Source organism: Actinotalea alkalitolerans (genome assembly GCF_023369855.1).
Taxonomy (GTDB): Bacteria; Actinomycetota; Actinomycetes; order Actinomycetales; family Cellulomonadaceae; genus Actinotalea.
The window spans coordinates 87,985-106,366 of sequence record NZ_JAMBPP010000012.1 but is presented as its reverse complement, the minus strand read 5'-3'; the positions used below and the strand labels follow the sequence as shown (position 1 = coordinate 106,366).

The 18,382-nt window shown below is 71.5% G+C and carries 14 protein-coding genes and 1 riboswitch; of the genes, 8 read left to right on the top strand and 6 right to left on the bottom strand.

Going from position 1 to position 18,382, the window contains the following annotated elements; genetic code table 11:
• Positions 1-9: 9 nt before the first annotated feature.
• Entirely contained in the window at positions 10-1,062 is a 1,053-nt protein-coding gene (locus M1R94_RS15470; protein ID WP_249382614.1) for a threonine aldolase family protein, read from the bottom strand.
• A 14-nt stretch (positions 1,063-1,076) separates the two neighbouring features.
• Positions 1,077-2,405, bottom strand: coding sequence for a DUF6421 family protein (locus M1R94_RS15465; protein ID WP_249382641.1), 1,329 nt, complete (start codon positions 2,403-2,405; stop codon positions 1,077-1,079).
• A 709-nt stretch (positions 2,406-3,114) separates the two neighbouring features.
• On the opposite strand from M1R94_RS15465, the gene M1R94_RS15460 reads away from it, so the two are divergent.
• A complete protein-coding gene (locus tag M1R94_RS15460) occupies positions 3,115-4,686 on the top strand; it encodes an SDR family NAD(P)-dependent oxidoreductase (RefSeq protein WP_249382613.1) in 1,572 nt (523 codons plus the stop codon).
• 234 nt (positions 4,687-4,920) lie between these two features.
• A complete protein-coding gene (locus M1R94_RS15455) occupies positions 4,921-6,774 on the top strand; it encodes a DEAD/DEAH box helicase (protein ID WP_374109476.1) in 1,854 nt (617 codons plus the stop codon).
• Between the two features lie 49 nt (positions 6,775-6,823).
• On the opposite strand, the gene M1R94_RS15450 is transcribed toward M1R94_RS15455, so the two are convergent.
• From M1R94_RS15450 to M1R94_RS15435, 4 genes are all read right to left on the bottom strand, one after another.
• Positions 6,824-7,537: a DUF305 domain-containing protein gene (locus M1R94_RS15450; RefSeq protein ID WP_249382612.1), complete on the bottom strand. Its 714-nt coding sequence runs from the start codon at positions 7,535-7,537 to the stop codon at positions 6,824-6,826.
• 2 nt (positions 7,538-7,539) lie between these two features.
• Entirely contained in the window at positions 7,540-8,187 is a 648-nt protein-coding gene (locus tag M1R94_RS20825) for a DUF3105 domain-containing protein (protein WP_249382611.1), read from the bottom strand.
• A gap of 100 nt (positions 8,188-8,287) precedes the next feature.
• Positions 8,288-8,911, bottom strand: a complete 624-nt coding sequence (locus tag M1R94_RS15440; RefSeq protein WP_249382610.1) for a PilZ domain-containing protein — start codon at positions 8,909-8,911, stop codon at positions 8,288-8,290.
• A 95-nt stretch (positions 8,912-9,006) separates the two neighbouring features.
• Entirely contained in the window at positions 9,007-9,558 is a 552-nt protein-coding gene (locus M1R94_RS15435) for a cob(I)yrinic acid a,c-diamide adenosyltransferase (protein ID WP_249382609.1), read from the bottom strand.
• A gap of 82 nt (positions 9,559-9,640) precedes the next feature.
• Positions 9,641-9,756, top strand: a riboswitch (cobalamin riboswitch).
• Between the two features lie 115 nt (positions 9,757-9,871).
• Here M1R94_RS15435 and M1R94_RS15430 point away from each other — a divergent pair.
• The 6 genes from M1R94_RS15430 to M1R94_RS15405 all read left to right on the top strand — a co-directional run bounded on the left by M1R94_RS15430 (position 9,872) and on the right by M1R94_RS15405 (position 18,300).
• Complete coding sequence (locus tag M1R94_RS15430; RefSeq protein ID WP_249382608.1) at positions 9,872-10,645, top strand: hypothetical protein; 774 nt, start codon at positions 9,872-9,874, stop codon at positions 10,643-10,645.
• Positions 10,533-11,711: an energy-coupling factor transporter transmembrane component T gene (locus M1R94_RS15425; RefSeq protein WP_465245965.1), complete on the top strand. Its 1,179-nt coding sequence runs from the start codon at positions 10,533-10,535 to the stop codon at positions 11,709-11,711. The genes M1R94_RS15430 and M1R94_RS15425 overlap by 113 nt, the downstream gene beginning before the upstream one ends.
• Positions 11,708-13,357, top strand: coding sequence for an ABC transporter ATP-binding protein (locus M1R94_RS15420; RefSeq protein ID WP_249382606.1), 1,650 nt, complete (start codon positions 11,708-11,710; stop codon positions 13,355-13,357). The genes M1R94_RS15425 and M1R94_RS15420 overlap by 4 nt, the downstream gene beginning before the upstream one ends.
• The gene (locus M1R94_RS15415; protein ID WP_249382605.1) at positions 13,354-14,214 is read left to right on the top strand and encodes an ECF transporter S component; all 861 of its coding nucleotides are present in this window, start codon (positions 13,354-13,356) and stop codon (positions 14,212-14,214) included. The genes M1R94_RS15420 and M1R94_RS15415 overlap by 4 nt, the downstream gene beginning before the upstream one ends.
• Positions 14,215-14,474: 260 nt before the next feature.
• The gene (locus M1R94_RS15410; protein WP_249382604.1) at positions 14,475-17,378 is read left to right on the top strand and encodes a vitamin B12-dependent ribonucleotide reductase; all 2,904 of its coding nucleotides are present in this window, start codon (positions 14,475-14,477) and stop codon (positions 17,376-17,378) included.
• A gap of 178 nt (positions 17,379-17,556) precedes the next feature.
• Positions 17,557-18,300: a GAF and ANTAR domain-containing protein gene (locus tag M1R94_RS15405; protein WP_249382603.1), complete on the top strand. Its 744-nt coding sequence runs from the start codon at positions 17,557-17,559 to the stop codon at positions 18,298-18,300.
• Positions 18,301-18,382: the final 82 nt, after the last annotated feature.

Here is an 18,382-nt window from a genome sequence, read left to right as displayed (position 1 = left end):
CCCGATCGGTCAGACCAGCGCGAGCTCCGCGCGGAGCGCGTCCACGAAGCGGTCCACGTCCTGCTCGGTGGTGTCGAAGGCGCACATCCACCGCACCTCGCCCGTCGCCGCGTCCCAGTCGTAGAACCGGAACCGGGTGCGCAGGCGGTCGGCGACACCGTCGGGCAGGACCGCGAAGACCGCGTTCGCCTGGACGGGACGCACGATCCGGACCCCGGGCAGGTCCTGGACACCGTCGCGCAGCCTGCCGGCCATCGCGTTCGCGTGCTGCGCCGAGCGCAACCACAGGTCACCCTCGAGCAGGGCGACGAGCTGCGCGGAGATGAACCTCATCTTCGAGGCCAGCTGCATGTTCATCTTGCGCAGGTAGGTCAGGCCGGTCGACGCCGAAGGGTCCAGGACCACCACGGCCTCGGCCCCGAGCAAGCCGTTCTTGGTCCCGCCGAAGCTGACGACGTCCACCCCGGCATCGGTGGTGAAGGCCCGGAGCGGCACGCCGAGCGACGCTGCGGCGTTGGCGATCCGCGCCCCGTCGAGGTGCACCGTCATGCCGTGGCCGTGGGCGTGCTCGCACAACGCCGCGATCTCCGCGGGGGTGTAGCAGGTGCCGAGCTCGGTGCTCTGGGTGATCGTGACGACCGCCGGCTGGGCACGGTGCTCGTCACCCCAGCCCCAGGCCTGCCGGTCGACCAGCTCGGGGGTGAGCTTGCCGTCGGGGGTCGGGACCGTGAGGAGCTTGATGCCGGCGACCCGCTCGGGCGCGGCGTTCTCGTCGGTGTGGACGTGGGCGGTCTCGGTGCAGATCACCGCACCCCAGCGGGGAAGCATCGACTGCAGCGAGAGGACGTTCGCACCGGTGCCGTTGAAGACGGGGAAGACCTCGACCTCGCGGCCGAAGTGCCCGGCCATCACCTCGTGCAGGCGCGCGGTGTACACGTCCTCGCCGTAGGCCACCTGGTGGCCGTCGTTGGCGTCGCTGATCGCCGCGATCACCGCGGGATGGACACCGGCGTAGTTGTCCGAGGCGAACCCGCGGACCGTCACGTCGTGGAGTCTGGTCACGAGGACCGATCCTCTCACCCGCCGACGGGTGCAGAGGCCAGCGGCGAGGTCCCGGTGATCCCGGCGGTGGACGTGACGACCTCGCCGATGCGACGGCTGAGCGCCTCGTAGAACATCGACAACGGGAACTCGTCGGGCATCACGGCGTCGGTGAGCCCCTTGAGCGGACCCTCGAGCGGGAGCGCGTCGGGCCCCTTGGCCCACACCGAGGCCGGGTGCGGGGTGACCGTCGCACTGACCAGACGGTAGGCGGCGAGCCAGTGCGCGATCTTGGGTCGGTCGATCGAGCGCCAGTACAGGTCCTCGATCTCGCGCCCCAGGGCCAGCACGACCTCGGGCACGCCTGCCCAGTCGATGCTCAGTCGGCTGTCGGTCCAGTGCAGCACCCCGTGCTGGTGGAGCCAGGCGAACAGGAGCTGCCCGCCCAGGCCGTCGTAGTTGCGGACCCGGGACCCCGTGATCGCGAACCGGAAGATGCGGTCGAAGATCACGGCGTACTGCACGAGTCGGGCGTGCGGGACGCTCTCCTCGAGGGCGACGGCCTCGCGGAACGCCGTCAGGTCGCAGCGGAGCTCCTCGAGGGCGTACAGGAAGTACGGCATCCGTTGCTTGATCATGAACGGGTCGAACGGCAGGTCCCCGCGCATGTGGGTGCGGTCGTGGATGAGGTCCCACATGACGAAGGTCTCCTCGGCGAGCTGCTGGTCGTCGAGGAGGCGTGCGGCGTCGGGTGGCAGCGCCAGCCCCGTGGTGGCCGCGGCGGCCCGCACCACCGCGCGGAACCGGGCGGCCTCGCGGTCGGCGAAGATCGCTCCCCAGGTGAACGTGGGGATCTCACGCATCGCGACCGTCTCGGGGAAGAGCACTGCCGAGTTGGTGTCGTAGCCAGAGGTGAAGTCGAGGAACCGGATGGGGACGAAGAGCTTGTTCGAGTAGTCCCCCGCCTCGAGCGCGGCGACGAAGTCCGGCCAGATGACCTCGATCAGCACCGCCTCGAGGTGTCGGTCCGGGCTGCCGTTCTGGGTGTACATCGGGAAGAGCACCAGGTGCCGACGACCGTCGACGCGCTGCGCCTGAGGCTGGAAGGCGACCAGGGAGTCCAGGAAGTCCGGCACCCCGAGCTCGACGCTCCAGCGGCGCAGGTCCTCTCCCAGGGCCGCGAGGTACGCGGCGTCGTGCGGGAAGGCCGGCGCGAGCTGCTCGACCGCTGCGACCACCCTGGTCACCAACCCTCGAGCGTGCTCGTGGTCGGCCGGGTCCGGGACGGATCCGTCCTTGGCCTGCAGGGGCTGCAGCTCCTCCACGCAGGCCTTGAGCTCGAGCCAGGCGGTCGACAGGGTCAGGTGCTCGGCAGGCTCCTGCCCGTCGGCCGGTGGGACGGACGAGAGGTCCCCTGTGGCCGGCCCGGCTGCCCAGGTCGCGGCGTTGCGGACCAGGTGGGCGGCCCGCGCCTCGTCCAGGTCGACAGCGATCACCACGGCGCGACGGCCGTCGCGGTCCACCGCGGCCGCCACCACCGACCCCGCACCGGTGCGCAGCAGGGCCCCGGCCGGTGCCTCGAGCGTCAGGTGGGCGTGAACGGTCCCCTCGAGCTCGGTGACCGTGGAGTCGGTCACGCGGGACAGCACGTCCTGCCCGGTCGCGACCGCCATGCCCGCGGTGTCGGCCCGGACCACCGCGCGCTCGGCCTGACGGACGTCCACCAGGACGCCCAGGGTCGCGAGCAGGTCGCGGACCGACAGGTCCCACCGCTCACCCCCGCACACCACGAGCCCCGCCCCGGACAGGAGGTCTGCGCGGTCGGCCTCGTCCAGGACGTCGGTCGATCGCACCACCACGACGTCGGGTCGTTCGACCGCGGGTGACACCGCTCCGGCCCAGCGAACCAGCGGGAACCGTGCCATCCCTGCCACCAACTTCCGTCTCGAGGACCTGTGAGCTACTGCACGGTACGGTCGGCGCTCTGCACGGGTCAACGACCCGTGTGCGTACAGTTCTCGCGGCGCTCGTGGGGCCGGAACCCCGTCGAGCAGTTGCTGAGACGAAGAGGACATGGACGCAGACCACGACGACCCGAACCCGCTCCACGCCCCGAGCCCTGTGGCCGGCCCGGCGTCCCCGGACGGGACCGACGAGACGACCGCCGCAGAGCGCATCGACCCCGAGGAGCTCGCCCGCTGTCTGGCGGTGCTGCGAGGGGCCGAGCAGCTCGACCCCGACCACCCGGACGCACTGGCGCTGCGGCGTGCGACCGGCCGGCTGTTCAAGGCGGTCAAGAAGCAGCGACGGCTCGACCGCCGTGCCGCGATCAGCGCGGCCGACGCCGCCGTGGTCGCGGCGACGGCCACCGGCTCACCGCGGCGGATCGACGACGAGACAGCCGGGCTGCCGCTGGTGTCCAACGCTCGGGGAGCCAGTGCGGGAAGCCTCCAGCGGGCGCGCGCCTGCTACGTGTGCAAGGAGCTCTACACCCAGGTCGATGCCTTCTACCACCAGCTCTGCCCCGCCTGCGCGAGCCTGAACCATGACCGTCGGGCGGCGCGCACCGACCTCACCGGGCGGCGCGCCCTGCTGACCGGCGGCCGCGCCAAGATCGGGATGTACATCGCGCTGCGCCTGCTGCGTGACGGCGCGCACACGACCATCACGACCCGCTTCCCCCGCGACGCGGTGCGCAGGTTCACCGCGATGGAGGACTCCGCCGACTGGCTGCACCGGCTGACCGTGGTGGGGCTGGACCTGCGGGACCCCGCCCAGGTGGTCGCCCTCGCCGACGAGGTCGCCGCCGCCGGACCGCTCGACATCCTGATCAACAACGCCGCGCAGACGGTTCGTCGCTCGACCGGGTCGTACGCCCCGCTGGTCGAGGCCGAGCAGGCACCGCTTCCCCACGGTCCGCTCCCCCACCTCATCACCTTCGAGCACGCGAGCGACGCGCACCCGGCGGCCCTGGTCAGCGCCGTGGGCACCGACGCCCCCCGTCATCACGACGACGACGCCGCTCCGGGCACCGCACGAGCACTGGCCGTGGCCCACGCGGACCATCTCACCGGCGAAGCGCTGCGGGCAGGCTCCTCCTCCCTCGCACGGCTGGCACGGGGCGACGCTATCGACGCCGGAGGGCTGCTCCCCGACCTGCACGCGTCGAACAGCTGGGTGGCCACCGTGGACCAGGTCGACGCCCTCGAGATGCTCGAGGTCCAGCTGTGCAACATGACCGCACCGTTCATCCTGGTCAGCCGCCTGCGGCCAGCGCTTGCCGCCTCGTCCGCGCGACGCACCTACGTGGTGAACGTCTCGGCGATGGAGGGCGTGTTCTCGCGGGGCTACAAGGGGCCCGGGCACCCGCACACCAACATGGCCAAGGCCGCGGTCAACATGCTCACCCGGACCAGTGCCACCGAGCTCTTCGACGACGGCATCCTGATGACCAGTGTCGACACCGGGTGGATCACCGACGAGCGACCCCACCCCACCAAGGTCCGGCTCGCCGAGGAGGGCTTCCACGCGCCGCTGGACCTGGTCGACGGGGCGGCGCGGGTCTACGACCCGATCGTGCGTGGAGAGAGCGGCGAGGATCTCTACGGGGTCTTCCTCAAGGACTACTCCCCCGCGGCGTGGTGACCGCGGCTGGTCGGCGTGCTGCTGTGACTGGGCTCACGGGTCCGGTCCTGGCCGCCGGCGTCGCGAGGCGCTAGGCTCTCACTCGACTCTGGAGTACGTCGCGCCTCCCCCTTGCTGCCTTGTGCCAGCCGGTGCCATGCACCGGCCGATCTCGATGTTCGGGACTGCGACTGACAGGCCACCACCCGGTGCGCCTCCCACGCTCCCGCTCCGACGATCGAACTGGACACACTCATGCCTGCTGACGACTCTGCCCGCTCGACCATGCCCTCCTCCGGTGCCGTGACCGCCCCCGAGCTCGACCTGGTCGACCTCGGCCTGCCCGAGCCGATCCTGCGCGCCGTGCTCGACCTGGGCTTCACCCGGCCCACGCCGATCCAGTCCGAGGCCATCCCCGCCCTGCTCGCCGGACGCGACATCACGGGTGTCGCGCAGACCGGCACCGGCAAGACCGCCGCCTTCGGCCTGCCGTTGCTCGCCGCTGTCGACCCGACCCAGGGTCACGTGCAGGCACTCGTCCTCACCCCGACCCGTGAGCTCGCGATGCAGGTCGCCGAGGCGCTCGAGACCTTCGCCAAGCACGTCCCCGGGCTGGGCATCGTCGCGGTGTACGGAGGTTCGCCGTTCCTCCCGCAGCAGCGGGCGCTCGCCAGGGGTGCCCAGATCGTCGTGGGCACCCCCGGCCGAGTGATCGACCACCTCGACCGCCGCACCATGCGGCTCGACGCGGTGCGGTTCCTGGTCCTGGACGAGGCCGACGAGATGCTGCGGATGGGCTTCGCCGAGGACGTCGACAAGGTCTTCTCGATGGCACCGACGAAGCGACAGGTCGCGCTCTTCTCGGCGACCATGCCGGCACCCATCGTCCGGGTCGCCCAGCAGCACCTCAACAACCCGGTGCAGATCGCGGTCTCGCGCCAGTCGTCGACCGTGACGAACGTCCGCCAGACCTACGCGGTCGTGCCCTTCCGCCACAAGATCGGTGCCCTCACCCGCGTGCTGGCGACCTCCGACGCCGAGGCTGCGATCGTGTTCTGCCGCACCCGTGGTGCCGCGGAGGAGGTCGGGCTCGCCCTCGTCGAGCGCGGCGTGTCCGCTGCGACCATCTCGGGTGACGTGGCCCAGAAGGACCGCGAGAAGATCGTCGAGCGTCTGCGTGGCGGTGCCCTCGACGTGCTCGTCGCGACCGACGTCGCGGCCCGCGGGCTCGACGTCGAGCGGGTCGGCCTGGTCGTGAACTACGACGTGCCCACCGAGCCCGAGGGCTACGTGCACCGCATCGGACGCACCGGCCGTGCAGGGCGCACCGGGGTGGCGATGACGTTCGTCACTCCCAACGAGCAGGGTCGGCTCCGGGCGATCGAGCGCACCATCCGACAGAAGATCGAGGAGATCAGCGTCCCCTCCCCCGCCGCGGTCTCCGCGCACAAGGTCACCGGGCTGCTCGGACGCGCCGGAGAGAGGCTCGAGGCCGGTCGCCTCTCGATGTACCGCGAGGCGATCGTGGCCCACCTCGAGCAGACCGGGATGGACCCGATCGATCTCGCCGCCGTCCTGGCCGCACTCTCGGTCGGCGACCTCGGGCCTGCCTCCCAGGTCGACGAGATCGAGTCCGCACCGAGCCAGGCCGCCCGGGGGTCTGCGCGCAGCGACGAGGGTCGGGTCTCCTTCACCAGCGAGGACCGCGCCCGCAGCACCACCCGCCGCCCGACGACCGGCACCCGCTACCGGTTGGCCGTGGGCCACACCCACGGCGCACGACCCGAGGCGATCGTGGGGGCGATCACCGGTGAGGGTGGTCTGACCGGCAAGGACCTCGGGAAGATCGACATCTTCGCGAACTTCAGCCTGGTGGACATCTCGGCCGAGATGAGCCCCGAGGCCTTCAGCCGGATCGGCGCGGCCCGTGTGGCCGGTCAGCCCTTGCGCATCCGCCTCGACGACGGTCCTCGCGGCGGGCGCACGACGACGCGCAGCACGGTGCACTCCGGCGCGCACCGCTCGCACGACGGTGGTCGGCCCGAGAGCAAGCGCCCCGAGGCGAACCGCCACACGGCACCCCGCCGGGCACCGCGCCACACCGTCTGACCCCCGCGGGGGACCCGGGATCGGGGCCCCCGCGCGGGCAGGGTCGCCGTCACAGGTCGTCGGGGGCCCCGCCCCGCTCGTCGAGCATCTGGCGGAGCACGGCGATCTCGGACCGCTGAGCCGCGACCATCGCAGCGGCGAGCGCGCGCACCGCCGGTTGCTCGGCCTGCTCGGCCGCGACGTCGGCCATGTCGACGCCGCCCTGGTGGTGCGGGATCATCAAGGCGAGGTACAGGCGCTCCGCCTCCTGCCCCTGCGCGGAGGTGAGCCGTTCGAGCTGCTCGGCACTCGCGTACCCCGGCATCGCCGCCAGCCCCAGGCCCTCGTCCAGCGGTCCGTCGTGATGGTCGGCCATCCACGCCATCACCGGATCGGTCGAGGCCTGCGGCAGTCCCCAGGTGGCGAGCCAGCCGAACATCTGCCCCTGCTGCTGCTGCTGGGTCAGCAGGATGTCCAGCGCCAGGACGCGGACCTCCTCGTCGTCGGTCCGGTCACGCACGAGCACCGACATCTCCACGGCCTGGGCGTGGTGCGCCTGCATGTCGCGCGCGAACCCGGCGTCGACCGAGCTGTCACCCGGGACGGGGGCTCGCAGGAGTGCGCCCGCGCCCAGCAGACCGAGAGCGAGACCCGCGGCGAGCGCGACGACCGCGACCACCGCCGTCACCACCGTCGAGCGAGCCCGGTCCGCGGAGCTGCTCGGGGCGCCGTCCTGGTCAGCTCTGGCCGTCTCGCGTGGGGTGAGCGGGAGCTCGTGCTGCACGGTCAGGCCCCGCCGACACCGCCGGTGCAGGCAGCGCCCGGCTCAGGGGTCTGGGGCCCCTGCAGGTACGCCCGCAGGAACGGCTCGAGCCGTTCGTCGTCGACACCGTCGAGCTCGAGCTGGACCCCCCAGGCGCTGGCCACGAGCGGGCCGGTCACGCCGTCGTAGGGGCTGACGAGCAGGTAGGGGTGCCGCTGGGTGAGCGCCCGGAGCGTCGCGACGTCGGCCTCGGGGAGGTCGGGTGCATAGGTCAGCCACACGGCACCGTGCTCGAGCGAGTGGACGGCGTGCTCGTCCACCACGGGCTCGGTGTAGAAGCCGCAGTTCTGCCAGGTCGGGTGGTGGTCACCGCCGACGGGTGGCGTCGGCTGGTAGTCGACCGGCGTGGTGACGTGGTTCGCGCCCAGGTCGTCGAACAGCTGCACGCCGTCGATCGGCTCGGACGCCGCCGCAGCGATCTCGCTCTGCCGTCGCTGCTCACCCACGATGATGAACGCGGCAGGAACCACCAGGGCAAGGCCCACCAGTGCTGCGACGCCGATGACGATCCGGTTGCGGCGCTTCTCGGCCCGTTGCTGCTCGGCCTTGAGCTGCGCGACCTTCTCGCGTCGCTCGTCCTTGGGGTTCGGTCGTCTGGTCTGGCTGGTCACCGGACTCCTCGGGGTGCTGTGGTGCGATCGACGGTTCACGCCAGGATACGTGAGAGATCAACCACTCTCCCGAGGCGTCCGCGACAACCGGGCGGACCGGTCAGACCACGTCCATCCGCAGCGCCCTCTGCCGTCGCTGCTCGTTGAGCACGAAGGTGAAGAGCTCGTCCATCTCGCGCTCGTCGATCCCTTCGAGCCGGCAGCCGTGGGCGAAGCCCGACCGGATGGGGACGCTGCGCAGCACCGTCACCGTGAGGTCCAGCGGTCGCCGCGCCGCCGTGAACTCCAGGGCGAGCCTGGTGCCCGCGTCGATCTCGTGCGCACAGCCGAGCCGCATGCCGTGCGCGCTGACGTCCAGGACGAGCACCTCGAGCGGCTCGTCGAGCTCGATCCTCTCGCGGCCCTCGACGCGGTGCGTGACCCGGTGGGGCAGCGCCGTCGGGACCCGTACGGCTGCGCGCTTCTGCACGGCCTCGCGAAGTCGCAGACCCGCCAGCCCGATCCGACGGGCCGCGCTGAACCGCACGGACGCGTCGTAGGTGCACTCCCCCTTGACCGCGCTCATCACCTGCACGACCGCGGCGTCGCCCTCGTCGAGCCAGACCCCGGTGAACCCGTCGGCCTCGACGACGAGGGAGTCACCGTCGTGCTCCCGGACGAAGCCCTCCGCCAGGAGCTCGCCGGATCCGGCGTACACCCGGCACGGGTCGAGCTCGAACGCCACAGCCCTGCTCCCCACCGGCACACCAAGCCGTCGTCGCGACCCGGACGACACCGTCCGTTCGTCCGGTGACTATATCGGCGCGGACGGCCCGGACTTCAGTCGTGGCTCGGCTCCTCCTCCTGGTCGCCGGCTGCGTGGCGGGCCAGGACGAAGGCGAGGTCCGACAGCCGGTTCAGGTAGGCGAGAACCACAGGGCTCACCGTGTGCCCCTCACCCAACGCCCGCACCACGTGACGCTCGGCGCGCCGTACGACCGTGCGTGCGTGGTCGATGGCGGCCGAGGTCGGCGTCGCCCCCGGGACGATGAAGACCGGGCGCAGCGGCCGTTCGGTGACCAGGTCGTCGATCAGACCTTCGAGCGCGTCCACCATCTCCGAGGTGACCAAGGACACACCAGGAGTCAGCCGACCGCGGTGCTCCGGGTTGGTCGCGAGGTCTGCCGCTGCCACGAAGAGCTCACGCTGCAGGGCGAAGATGATCGAGGCGAGCCGCGGGTCGGGGCAGCCCGCACGTGCGACGCCCAGCTGGGCCACCGCCTCGTCGATGTCGCCGCAGGCGTCGACCAGCACGTCCGCCTTGGAGACCCGGCCACCCAGGAAGAGGCCGGTGCTGCCGTCGTCCCCGGCCTTCGTGTAGATCCTGCTCACCTGTTCGCTCCTCGTGGTCGGGGGTTCCGCAGGAACCCTAGGTCACGCGCTACCGTGAGCGTGAGGCCCGGTCACCGGGCTCACCTCTTCCACGTCCTGCAGCCAGGGGAAGCCGGTCGAAGTCCGGCGCTGACCCGCAACCGTAGGTCGGGCGAAAGCCCGACGAGCCGGAACGCCTGCTACGGGTCGAGAGGCTCCTTCCGTCGAGGCCTACGGGACGGAGCCCCGGTTCGTGCACGAGCCGTCCTCCGCCCACCGGCGGGGACGCCGGCCCTACCGGGGGTCCGTCGCGGACCGCTCAGAGAGGTACCTGATGTCCTTCCTCACCACCCGTGCCCGCCGTCCGGGACGAGCCGTGCTGCTCGCCATGGGCACGCTGCTGGCCCTCCCCACGGCCGCTTCGGCCGCAGCGAGCCCGACCGCCGCGACCTCCGACTCCGGGCCCTGCCCCGACGGCGCCGGGGTGACCGTCGTCGTGGACTTCACCGACCTGGACGGTGAGGTCGAGATCGGCTGCGCCCCCGACGCAGCCACCGGGACCGAGGCGCTCCTCGCCGCGGGGTTCCTCGACACCCGGGACGCTGCGGGGATGATCTGTGCGATCGACTCGAGCCCGGACCCCTGCCCGACGACCTGGGAGGGCTCGTACTGGTCCTACTGGCACGCGACGCCTGACGGTGAGTGGGAGTCCTACGAGGTCGGGTCCGACACGAGCACCCCGGCTGCCGGCGAGGTCGAGGGGTGGCGCTACCACGACGGTTCGCAGGGCCCCACGACCACCCCCGCGTCCGCCCTCGAGGGCGGGGCTCCCGAGGCGGAGGCGACCCCTGGGACGGAGACCACCTCGGAGCCCGAGCCGGGCGACGGCGAGGCTGCCGGTGAGGGCACCGACGCACAGGACGAGATGCCGCAGGACGACGCCGCTCCCGCTTCTGCGGAGGAGGGCAGTGGACCCTCGGGGCTGCTGGTGGCTGGTGGGGCGCTGCTCCTCGTGCTCGTGGCCGCCGGTGCCTGGGTGGCGCGTCGACGAGGCACGCAGGCAGACCCCGCCACCGACGGGTCCGAGCTGCCACCTGCCGGGCGCTGAGCCGAACCGGCCGACGACGGTGCACCCCCTGGCGTGGTGGGTCTGGGCCCTGGGACTTGGCGTGGCCGCGACCCGCACGACGAACCCCGCGGTGCTGGGTCTGCTCGTGGCGTCCGTGGTCCTGGTGGTGATGGCTCGCCGGGCCGACACGCCATGGGCTCGGGCGTTCCCCGCCTACCTGGTGCTCGGGGCGTGCATCGTCGTGGTCCGGGTGGTCTTCTACGTCGTGGTCGGGATCAAGACCCCGGGCACCGTCCTGATCGACCTGCCGCGGGTCGCCCTGCCCGGCTGGGCGGTCGGTGTCGAGCTGCTCGGACCGGTCACCCTGACGGGTCTTCTCGTCGCGGTGTACGGCGGCCTGCGCCTGGCCGCGCTCGTCATCTGCTTCGGGGCCGCCAACGCCCTGGCCAATCCCCGACGGGCGCTGCGCTCGCTGCCCGCCTCGCTGCACCAGATCGGTACCGCCGTCGTGATCGCCGTGAGCGTGACCCCCCAGCTCGTGTCCTCGGTGGCGGACGTCCGACGCGCCCAGAGGCTGCGTGGGCAGGACGCTCGGGGGGTGGGGGCCCTCGTCGCCTGCGCCGTACCGGTGCTGCAGGACGCCTTGGACCGTTCGCTCGACCTCGCGGCGTCGATGGACTCGCGCGGCTACGCGCGCGCCGTCCCCGGGAGCTCGGGACGTCAGGTCGGCGGCCTGCTGCTGCTTGCCCTGCTCGCGGCGGCGCTGGGCACCTACGGACTCCTGGACGGGACGTCGCCACCCTGGATGGGTGTGCCCGTCCTGCTCGTCGGCGGGGTCGCTGCCGTGCTCGGCTCGGTGCTCGCCGGGCGGCAGGTCACCCGGACGCGCTACCGGCCCGACCCGTGGGGAGGCCCCGAGAACCTCGTCGCGGCCTGCGGGGTGAGCGCGGCGCTGCTGCTGGTGGTGGCGACCGCGACCGACCCCGCAGCCCTCGACCCGTCGCTGAGCCCTCTGTCCTGGCCCTCGCTCCCGCCGGTCGCCCTGGTCAGCGTCCTGCTCGCGGCGGCGCCCGCCGTGATCGGCCTGCGAAGGAGCCCACGGTGATCCGGTTCGAGCACGTCAGCGTGACCTACCCCGGTGCGATCGACCCGACCCTGCGGGACGTCTCGGTCGTGGTGCCAGAGGGTGAGATGTGCCTGGTCGTGGGGCCGACCGGTGCCGGCAAGTCCACCCTGCTGCGTGCCTCGTGCGGGCTCGTGCCGCACTTCACCGGAGGTCACCTCGAGGGACGGGTCCTGGTCGACGGGCGTGACACGCGCACGCACCAGCCCCGTGACCTGGCCGACGTCGTGGGCGTCGTCGCGCAGGACCCTTCCTCGGGCTTCGTGACCGACACGGTCGAGGAAGAGCTCGCCTACGGCATGGAACAGCTCGGCCTGCCCCCCGCGGTGATGCGCAAACGCGTCGAGGAGGTCATGGACCTGCTGCGCCTGGCGTCGCTGCGGGGTCGACCGCTGGCCGACCTCTCCGGCGGCGAGCAGCAACGCGTGGCGATCGGCGCGGTCATGACCAGTCACCCCCGGGTGCTGGTGCTCGACGAGCCCACCTCGGCGCTCGACCCGGCCGCGGCCGAGGACGTCCTGGCGGCGCTGACCCGACTCGTGCACGACCTCGGCATGACGGTGCTGCTCTCCGAGCACCGCCTCGAGCGGGTCGTGCAGTACACCGACAGGATCATCAGCCTCAGCCCTGGCGGCACGGCGACCCAGGGAGCCCCCGAGAGCGTGCTGCGGGCATCGGTGGTCGCCCCGCCGATCGTCGAGCTCGGTCGGCTCGCAGGGTGGGAGCCCCTGCCGTTGTCCGTGCGCGACGCGCGTCGGCAGGCCGCACCGCTGCGGGCGCTCCTCCAGCCCGGCCCACGGGGAGGGCTCACGGGCTCGGTGAGCGCCCGTGAGGCGGGCGCGCCGGTGCTCGTCGCCCGGGATGTCCACGTCCGCCACGGGCAGGTCCACGCCGTGCGGGGGGTCGACCTGAGACTGCGGGCCGGTGAGGTCACGGCCGTCATGGGACGCAACGGCGCGGGCAAGTCATCGCTCCTGTGGGCGCTGCAGGGTGCGGGACCGCGGAGTCGTGGATCGGTGCTCGTGCACGCCCCTGGGGCGCGACCGACAGCCCGTGGCCAGGAACCTGCGCAGCTGAGCCCCGCGAACACCCGTCGCCTGATCGCCCTCGTACCGCAGAACCCGACCGACCTGCTGTACCTGGACACCGTGGCTCACGAGCTCGAGGCCTCCGACCGGCAGTCGGGTGCGCGGACCGGCACCACGGCGGACCTGCTGACGCACCTGGCCCCGGGGATCACTCCCGACGCCCACCCGCGTGACCTGTCCGAGGGCCAGCGGCTGGCACTGGTCCTGGCCATCCAGCTGTCGGCGGACCCGCGCGTGCTGCTGCTCGACGAGCCGACCCGCGGTCTCGACTACGCGACCAAGCAGCGACTTGCTGCCGCGCTCGCCGAGCACGCCGGGGCGGGCGGTGCCACTCTGCTCTCGAGCCATGACGTGGAGTTCGTCGCCGAGTGCGCGGACCGCGTCGTGGTGCTCGCGGACGGTGAGGTGGTGGCTGACGGCGCCGCCCGCGAGATCCTGGTGGCCTCGCCGACCTTCGCACCGCAGGTGGCCAAGATCCTGCACCCGCTCGGTCTGCTCACCCTCACCGAGGTGCGACACACCCTCGGGGCCCCGGCATGAGGCGGCAGCACGGAGCGCTGCCGTTGGGTCGACGGACCGTGCTGGCGCTCGTGCTGGCCAGCCTCGCCGGGCTGCTGGCGTTCGGATGGCCGCTCGTGCTCAGCCCAGGCAGCGGTCTCGAGCACGGGACGGACGCCCCGCTCGTCCTGGCGGCCGTCCTCGTCGCGGTGATCGCCGTGGTCATGGTCGCGCTGGGGGACGGTGGGATCGACGTCAAGGCGATCGCGGTGCTCGGCCTGCTCTCGGCGGTCGGAGCCGTGCTCCGCCCGCTGTCGGCAGGCACCGCGGGGATTGAGACGGTCTTCGTCGTGATCATCCTCGGTGGTCGCGTCTTCGGGCCGGGGTTCGGCTTCGCCCTGGGCTCGACGACGATCTTCGCCTCGGCACTGATCACCGGCGGGGTCGGGCCGTGGATGCCGTTCCAGATGCTCGCCGCCTCCTGGCTGGGGCTCGGTGCGGGCCTGCTGCCCCGTCGGGTCCGTGGCCGTCGCGAGATCCTGCTGCTCGCCGCCTACGGTGCCGTGGGCGCCTTCGCCTTCGGCTGGTCGATGAACCTGTCCTTCTGGCCGTTCCAGATCGGCAGCGGCACGAGCCTGTCCTTCGTGGCCGGCGACCCGGTGGTGGACAACCTGCGCAGGTTCGTCCTGTACAGCGCCGCCACCTCGCTGGGATGGGACCTCGGGCGTGCGGTGACCACGTGCCTGGGCCTGGCGGTGCTCGGTCGGCCACTGCTCGCGGCGTTGCGGCGGACGGCTGCACGGGCCTCCTTCGGCCCCCTCCCCCCCTCACGTGAACCGGACGATCCGGACGGATCTGACGCGACACGCCGAGTGCACGCACCGACTTCTCCGGCGTGACCTGCACCTGCGCCGCCGGCTACTACATCTAGTGGTTCGGCCTTGTAGGATGGCTACTGCTAGTGGTCAGCAGCACGCCACCCTTCCACCGGCACCTTCGCTCGAATGGTCGCGCGGGTGTGTCAGTGGGTGTCCGTAGGCTCCTCCTGGGAGCAGCCGCTGGTCCCCGAGGCACCGTTCCCGCACGCACATCCGCACCCCACCAGCACAGCACCTCAGCACCACCTCGACGGTGGTGAGCACGGCGCGAAGGAGTAGTCATGACAGAGACGTCGCAGTCCCCGGCACGGTCGGGAGCGCGCAGTCCCAAGGGGCGCAAGCGCGGCCTGACGATCGAGCGCGTGTTCACCACACCGGGCGTGCACCCGTACGACCAGGTGACGTGGGAGCGACGCGACGTCGTCCAGACCAACTGGAAGTCCGGCGAGACGATCTTCGAGCAGAAGGGTGTCGAGTTCCCCTCCACGTGGTCGCTCAACGCCGCCACGATCGTCACCACCAAGTACTTCCGCGGGGCTGTCGGCACACCGGTCCGCGAGTGGAGCCTCAAGCAGCTCATCGACCGCGTCGTGCTGACCTACACCAAGGCCGGCCGCGAGCACGGCTACTTCGCGGGTGCGGAGGACGCGACGATCTTCGAGCACGAGCTCACCTGGATGCTGCTGCACCAGGTGTTCTCCTTCAACTCCCCGGTCTGGTTCAACGTGGGCACGCCGTCGCCCCAGCAGGTCAGCGCGTGCTTCATCCTCGCGGTCGACGACACGATGGACTCGATCCTGAACTGGTACCGCGAGGAAGGGATGATCTTCAAGGGGGGCTCGGGTGCTGGGCTGAACCTCTCGCGCATCCGGTCCTCCAAGGAGCTGCTCTCCTCGGGTGGGACGGCGAGCGGCCCGATCTCCTTCATGCGTGGCGCGGACGCCAGCGCGGGCACCATCAAGTCCGGCGGCGCCACCCGGCGCGCGGCCAAGATGGTCGTGCTGGACGTGGACCACCCGGACATCGAGGAGTTCGTCGAGACCAAGGCGCGCGAGGAGGACAAGATCCGCGCGCTGCGCGACGCAGGGTTCGACATGGACCTGGGCGGCCGCGACATCGTCTCGGTCCAGTACCAGAACGCCAACAACTCGGTGCGCGTGAGCGACGAGTTCATGCAGGCGGTGCAGGACAAGACCTCGTTCGGCCTGCGGGCCCGTGCAGACGGTCGGGTGATCGACACGGTCGACGCCCCGAGCCTGTTCCGCAAGATCGCCACCGCCGCCTGGGAGTGCGCCGACCCCGGCCTGCAGTACGACTCGACGATCAACGACTGGCACACCAGCCCGGAGAGCGGTCGCATCACCGCGTCGAACCCGTGCAGCGAGTACATGCACCTGGACAACTCCTCGTGCAACCTGGCCTCGCTCAACCTCCTGAAGTTCCTGCGCGAGGACGACACGTTCGACGTCGAGCTGTTCGAGAAGGCCGTCGAGCTCGTCATCACCGCGATGGACATCTCGATCTGCTTCGCGGACTTCCCCACCGAGGCGATCGGTGAGACCACCCGGACCTTCCGCCAGCTCGGCATCGGCTACGCCAACCTCGGCGCCCTGCTCATGGCCACGGGCCACGGGTACGACTCCGAGGGTGGCCGCGCGCTGGCCGCCTCGATCACCTCGTTGATGACCGGCACCGCCTACAAGCGCTCCGCCGAGCTCGCCGGGGTCGTGGGCCCCTACGACGGCTACGCGCGCAACGAGGCCGGTCACCAGCGGGTCATGCACAAGCACGCCGCGGCCAACGACGAGATCCGCACCCTGCACGAGATGGACGCCGAGATCCACGCGGCGGCGACACGGGTCTGGGCCGACGGCAACCGCACCGGCGAGGTCAACGGGTGGCGCAACGCCCAGGCCTCGGTGCTGGCGCCCACCGGAACCATCGGGTTCATGATGGACTGCGACACCACCGGGGTCGAGCCGGACTTCTCGCTGGTCAAGTTCAAGAAGCTTGTCGGCGGCGGGTCGATGCAGATCGTCAACCAGACCATTCCCCGCGCGCTGCGTCGCATGGGCTACGCGGTCGAGACGATCGAGGCCATCGTCGAGTACATCGCGGAGCACGGTCACGTCGTCGACGCACCCGGGCTGCAGCCGATCCACTACGAGGTCTTCGACTGCGCGATGGGCGAGCGCGCCATCTCCCCGATGGGTCACGTCCGGATGATGGCAGCCGTGCAGCCCTTCATCTCGGGTGCGATCTCCAAGACGGTCAACATGCCCCAGTCGGCGACCATCGAGGAGATCGAGGAGATCTACTTCGAGTCCTGGAAGATGGGCATCAAGGCATTGGCCATCTACCGCGACAACTGCAAGGTGGGCCAGCCGCTCTCCGACGGGAAGGCTGCCGGGGCGGACTCGGCCGTGCCGGCGCTGTCGGCCACCCCCGCGGCGCCCGCCGCGCCCGTCCACGTCGAGACGGCACCCGTGGTGGCCGGTCCGGTCCGCAAGCGACTGCCCAAGCAGCGACCGTCGGTGACCACCTCGTTCACCGTGGCCGGTGCCAACGGCTACCTCACGGCGGGCTCCTACCCCGACGACGGTCTCGGCGAGGTCTTCCTGCGGCTCGGCAAGCAGGGTTCGACCCTCGCCGGGGTCATGGACGCCTTCTCCATCGCTGTCTCGATCGGTCTGCAGTACGGGGTGCCGTTGTCCACCTACGTGGAGAAGTTCACCAACCTGCGGTTCGAGCCGGCCGGTATGACTGACGACCCGGACATCCGGATGGCCCAGTCGATCATGGACTACATCTTCCGGCGGCTCGCGCTGGACTACCTGCCCTTCGAGACCCGGGCCTCGCTCGGCATCTACACGACCCAGGAGCGGACACGGCAGCTCGAGACGGGCTCCTACGAGTCCAACGAGAGCCAGGACCTCGACTCGCTGAACCAGTCCGCTGCCGAGAGCCCCGGGCACGGCGCCGCCGAGACCTCGGCAACCACGAGCACCGAAGCGGTAGCCGTGGCGGTCGTGCCCGCCTCGGTCCACTCCTCGGCCGAGCTCATGGAGCTCAAGCAGGGCAGGACCGCTGACGCCCCGCTCTGCATGTCGTGCGGGATCAAGATGCGCCCCGCTGGCTCGTGCTACGTCTGCGAGGGATGCGGCAGCACCAGCGGCTGCAGCTGACCACGACCGACGACGCCGCTGGCCCGGTCCCTCCGCACGAGGGCACGGGCCAGCGGTGTGCTCGAGGTCACCGAGGGCGTGCGCGGGTGCCGCCTGGGCCCCCGGTGAGGCATCATGGAAGGGCGCCGTCCGAGCCCTCAGCCCCCGGGGGCCGAGGCGCAGCGGATAGGTCGGCAGCATGGCGGACGACGAGCGGAACCACCTCGCATCGAGCCGGGACGCGGGTACGGTCCTCACACCCGGCGACCTCGCGGCTGAGCTGAGCCGGGTCGCGCTGAGCCTTGAGCAGGAGGAGGACCTCCAGGGCACCCTCGACGCGATCGTGGGCGCGGCGATCGGCACTGTGCCCGGCGCGCAGCACGCCAGCATCTCGATGGTCAAGGACCGCCGAGAGGTGATCACGAGGGCATCGACCAGCGAGCTCCCCCGCCGGACCGACAACGCCCAGTACGACGCCGGGGAGGGGCCCTGCCTGGACGTGCTCTACCACCGGCGAACCGTGCAGGTTCCCCAGATGGCGACGGAGCAGCGGTGGCCTCGTTTCAGCGCCACGGCCAGCCGTCTGGGCGCGGGAAGCATGCTGTGCGTGCGACTGTTCGTCAACGGTGACGACCTCGGCGCACTCAACCTGCTCAGCGAGTCCCCGCATGCCTTCTCCCAGGACTCCGAGGACGTCGCGCTGCTCTTCGCCACCCATGCTGCCGTGGCGATCGTCGGCGCCGCGAAGGAGGAGCAGCTCCGTGACGCGCTGGTGCGCCGGGACACCATCGGCCAGGCGATGGGCATCGTGATGGAGCGCTACGGGCTGACCCCGAAGCGGTCCTTCGCGGTGCTGGCCCGCCTCAGCCAGCATCGGAACATCAAGCTGCACGATCTGGCACGGCAGATCGTGCAGACCCGTCTCCTTCCTGGGGACCAGTGAGCGGTCGGGCGTCACGGCCGAGCGTGTAGGGTGCGGAGCAGGGTGAGGACTCCGCCCGCGAGCGGTGCACTGTGCCAAGGGG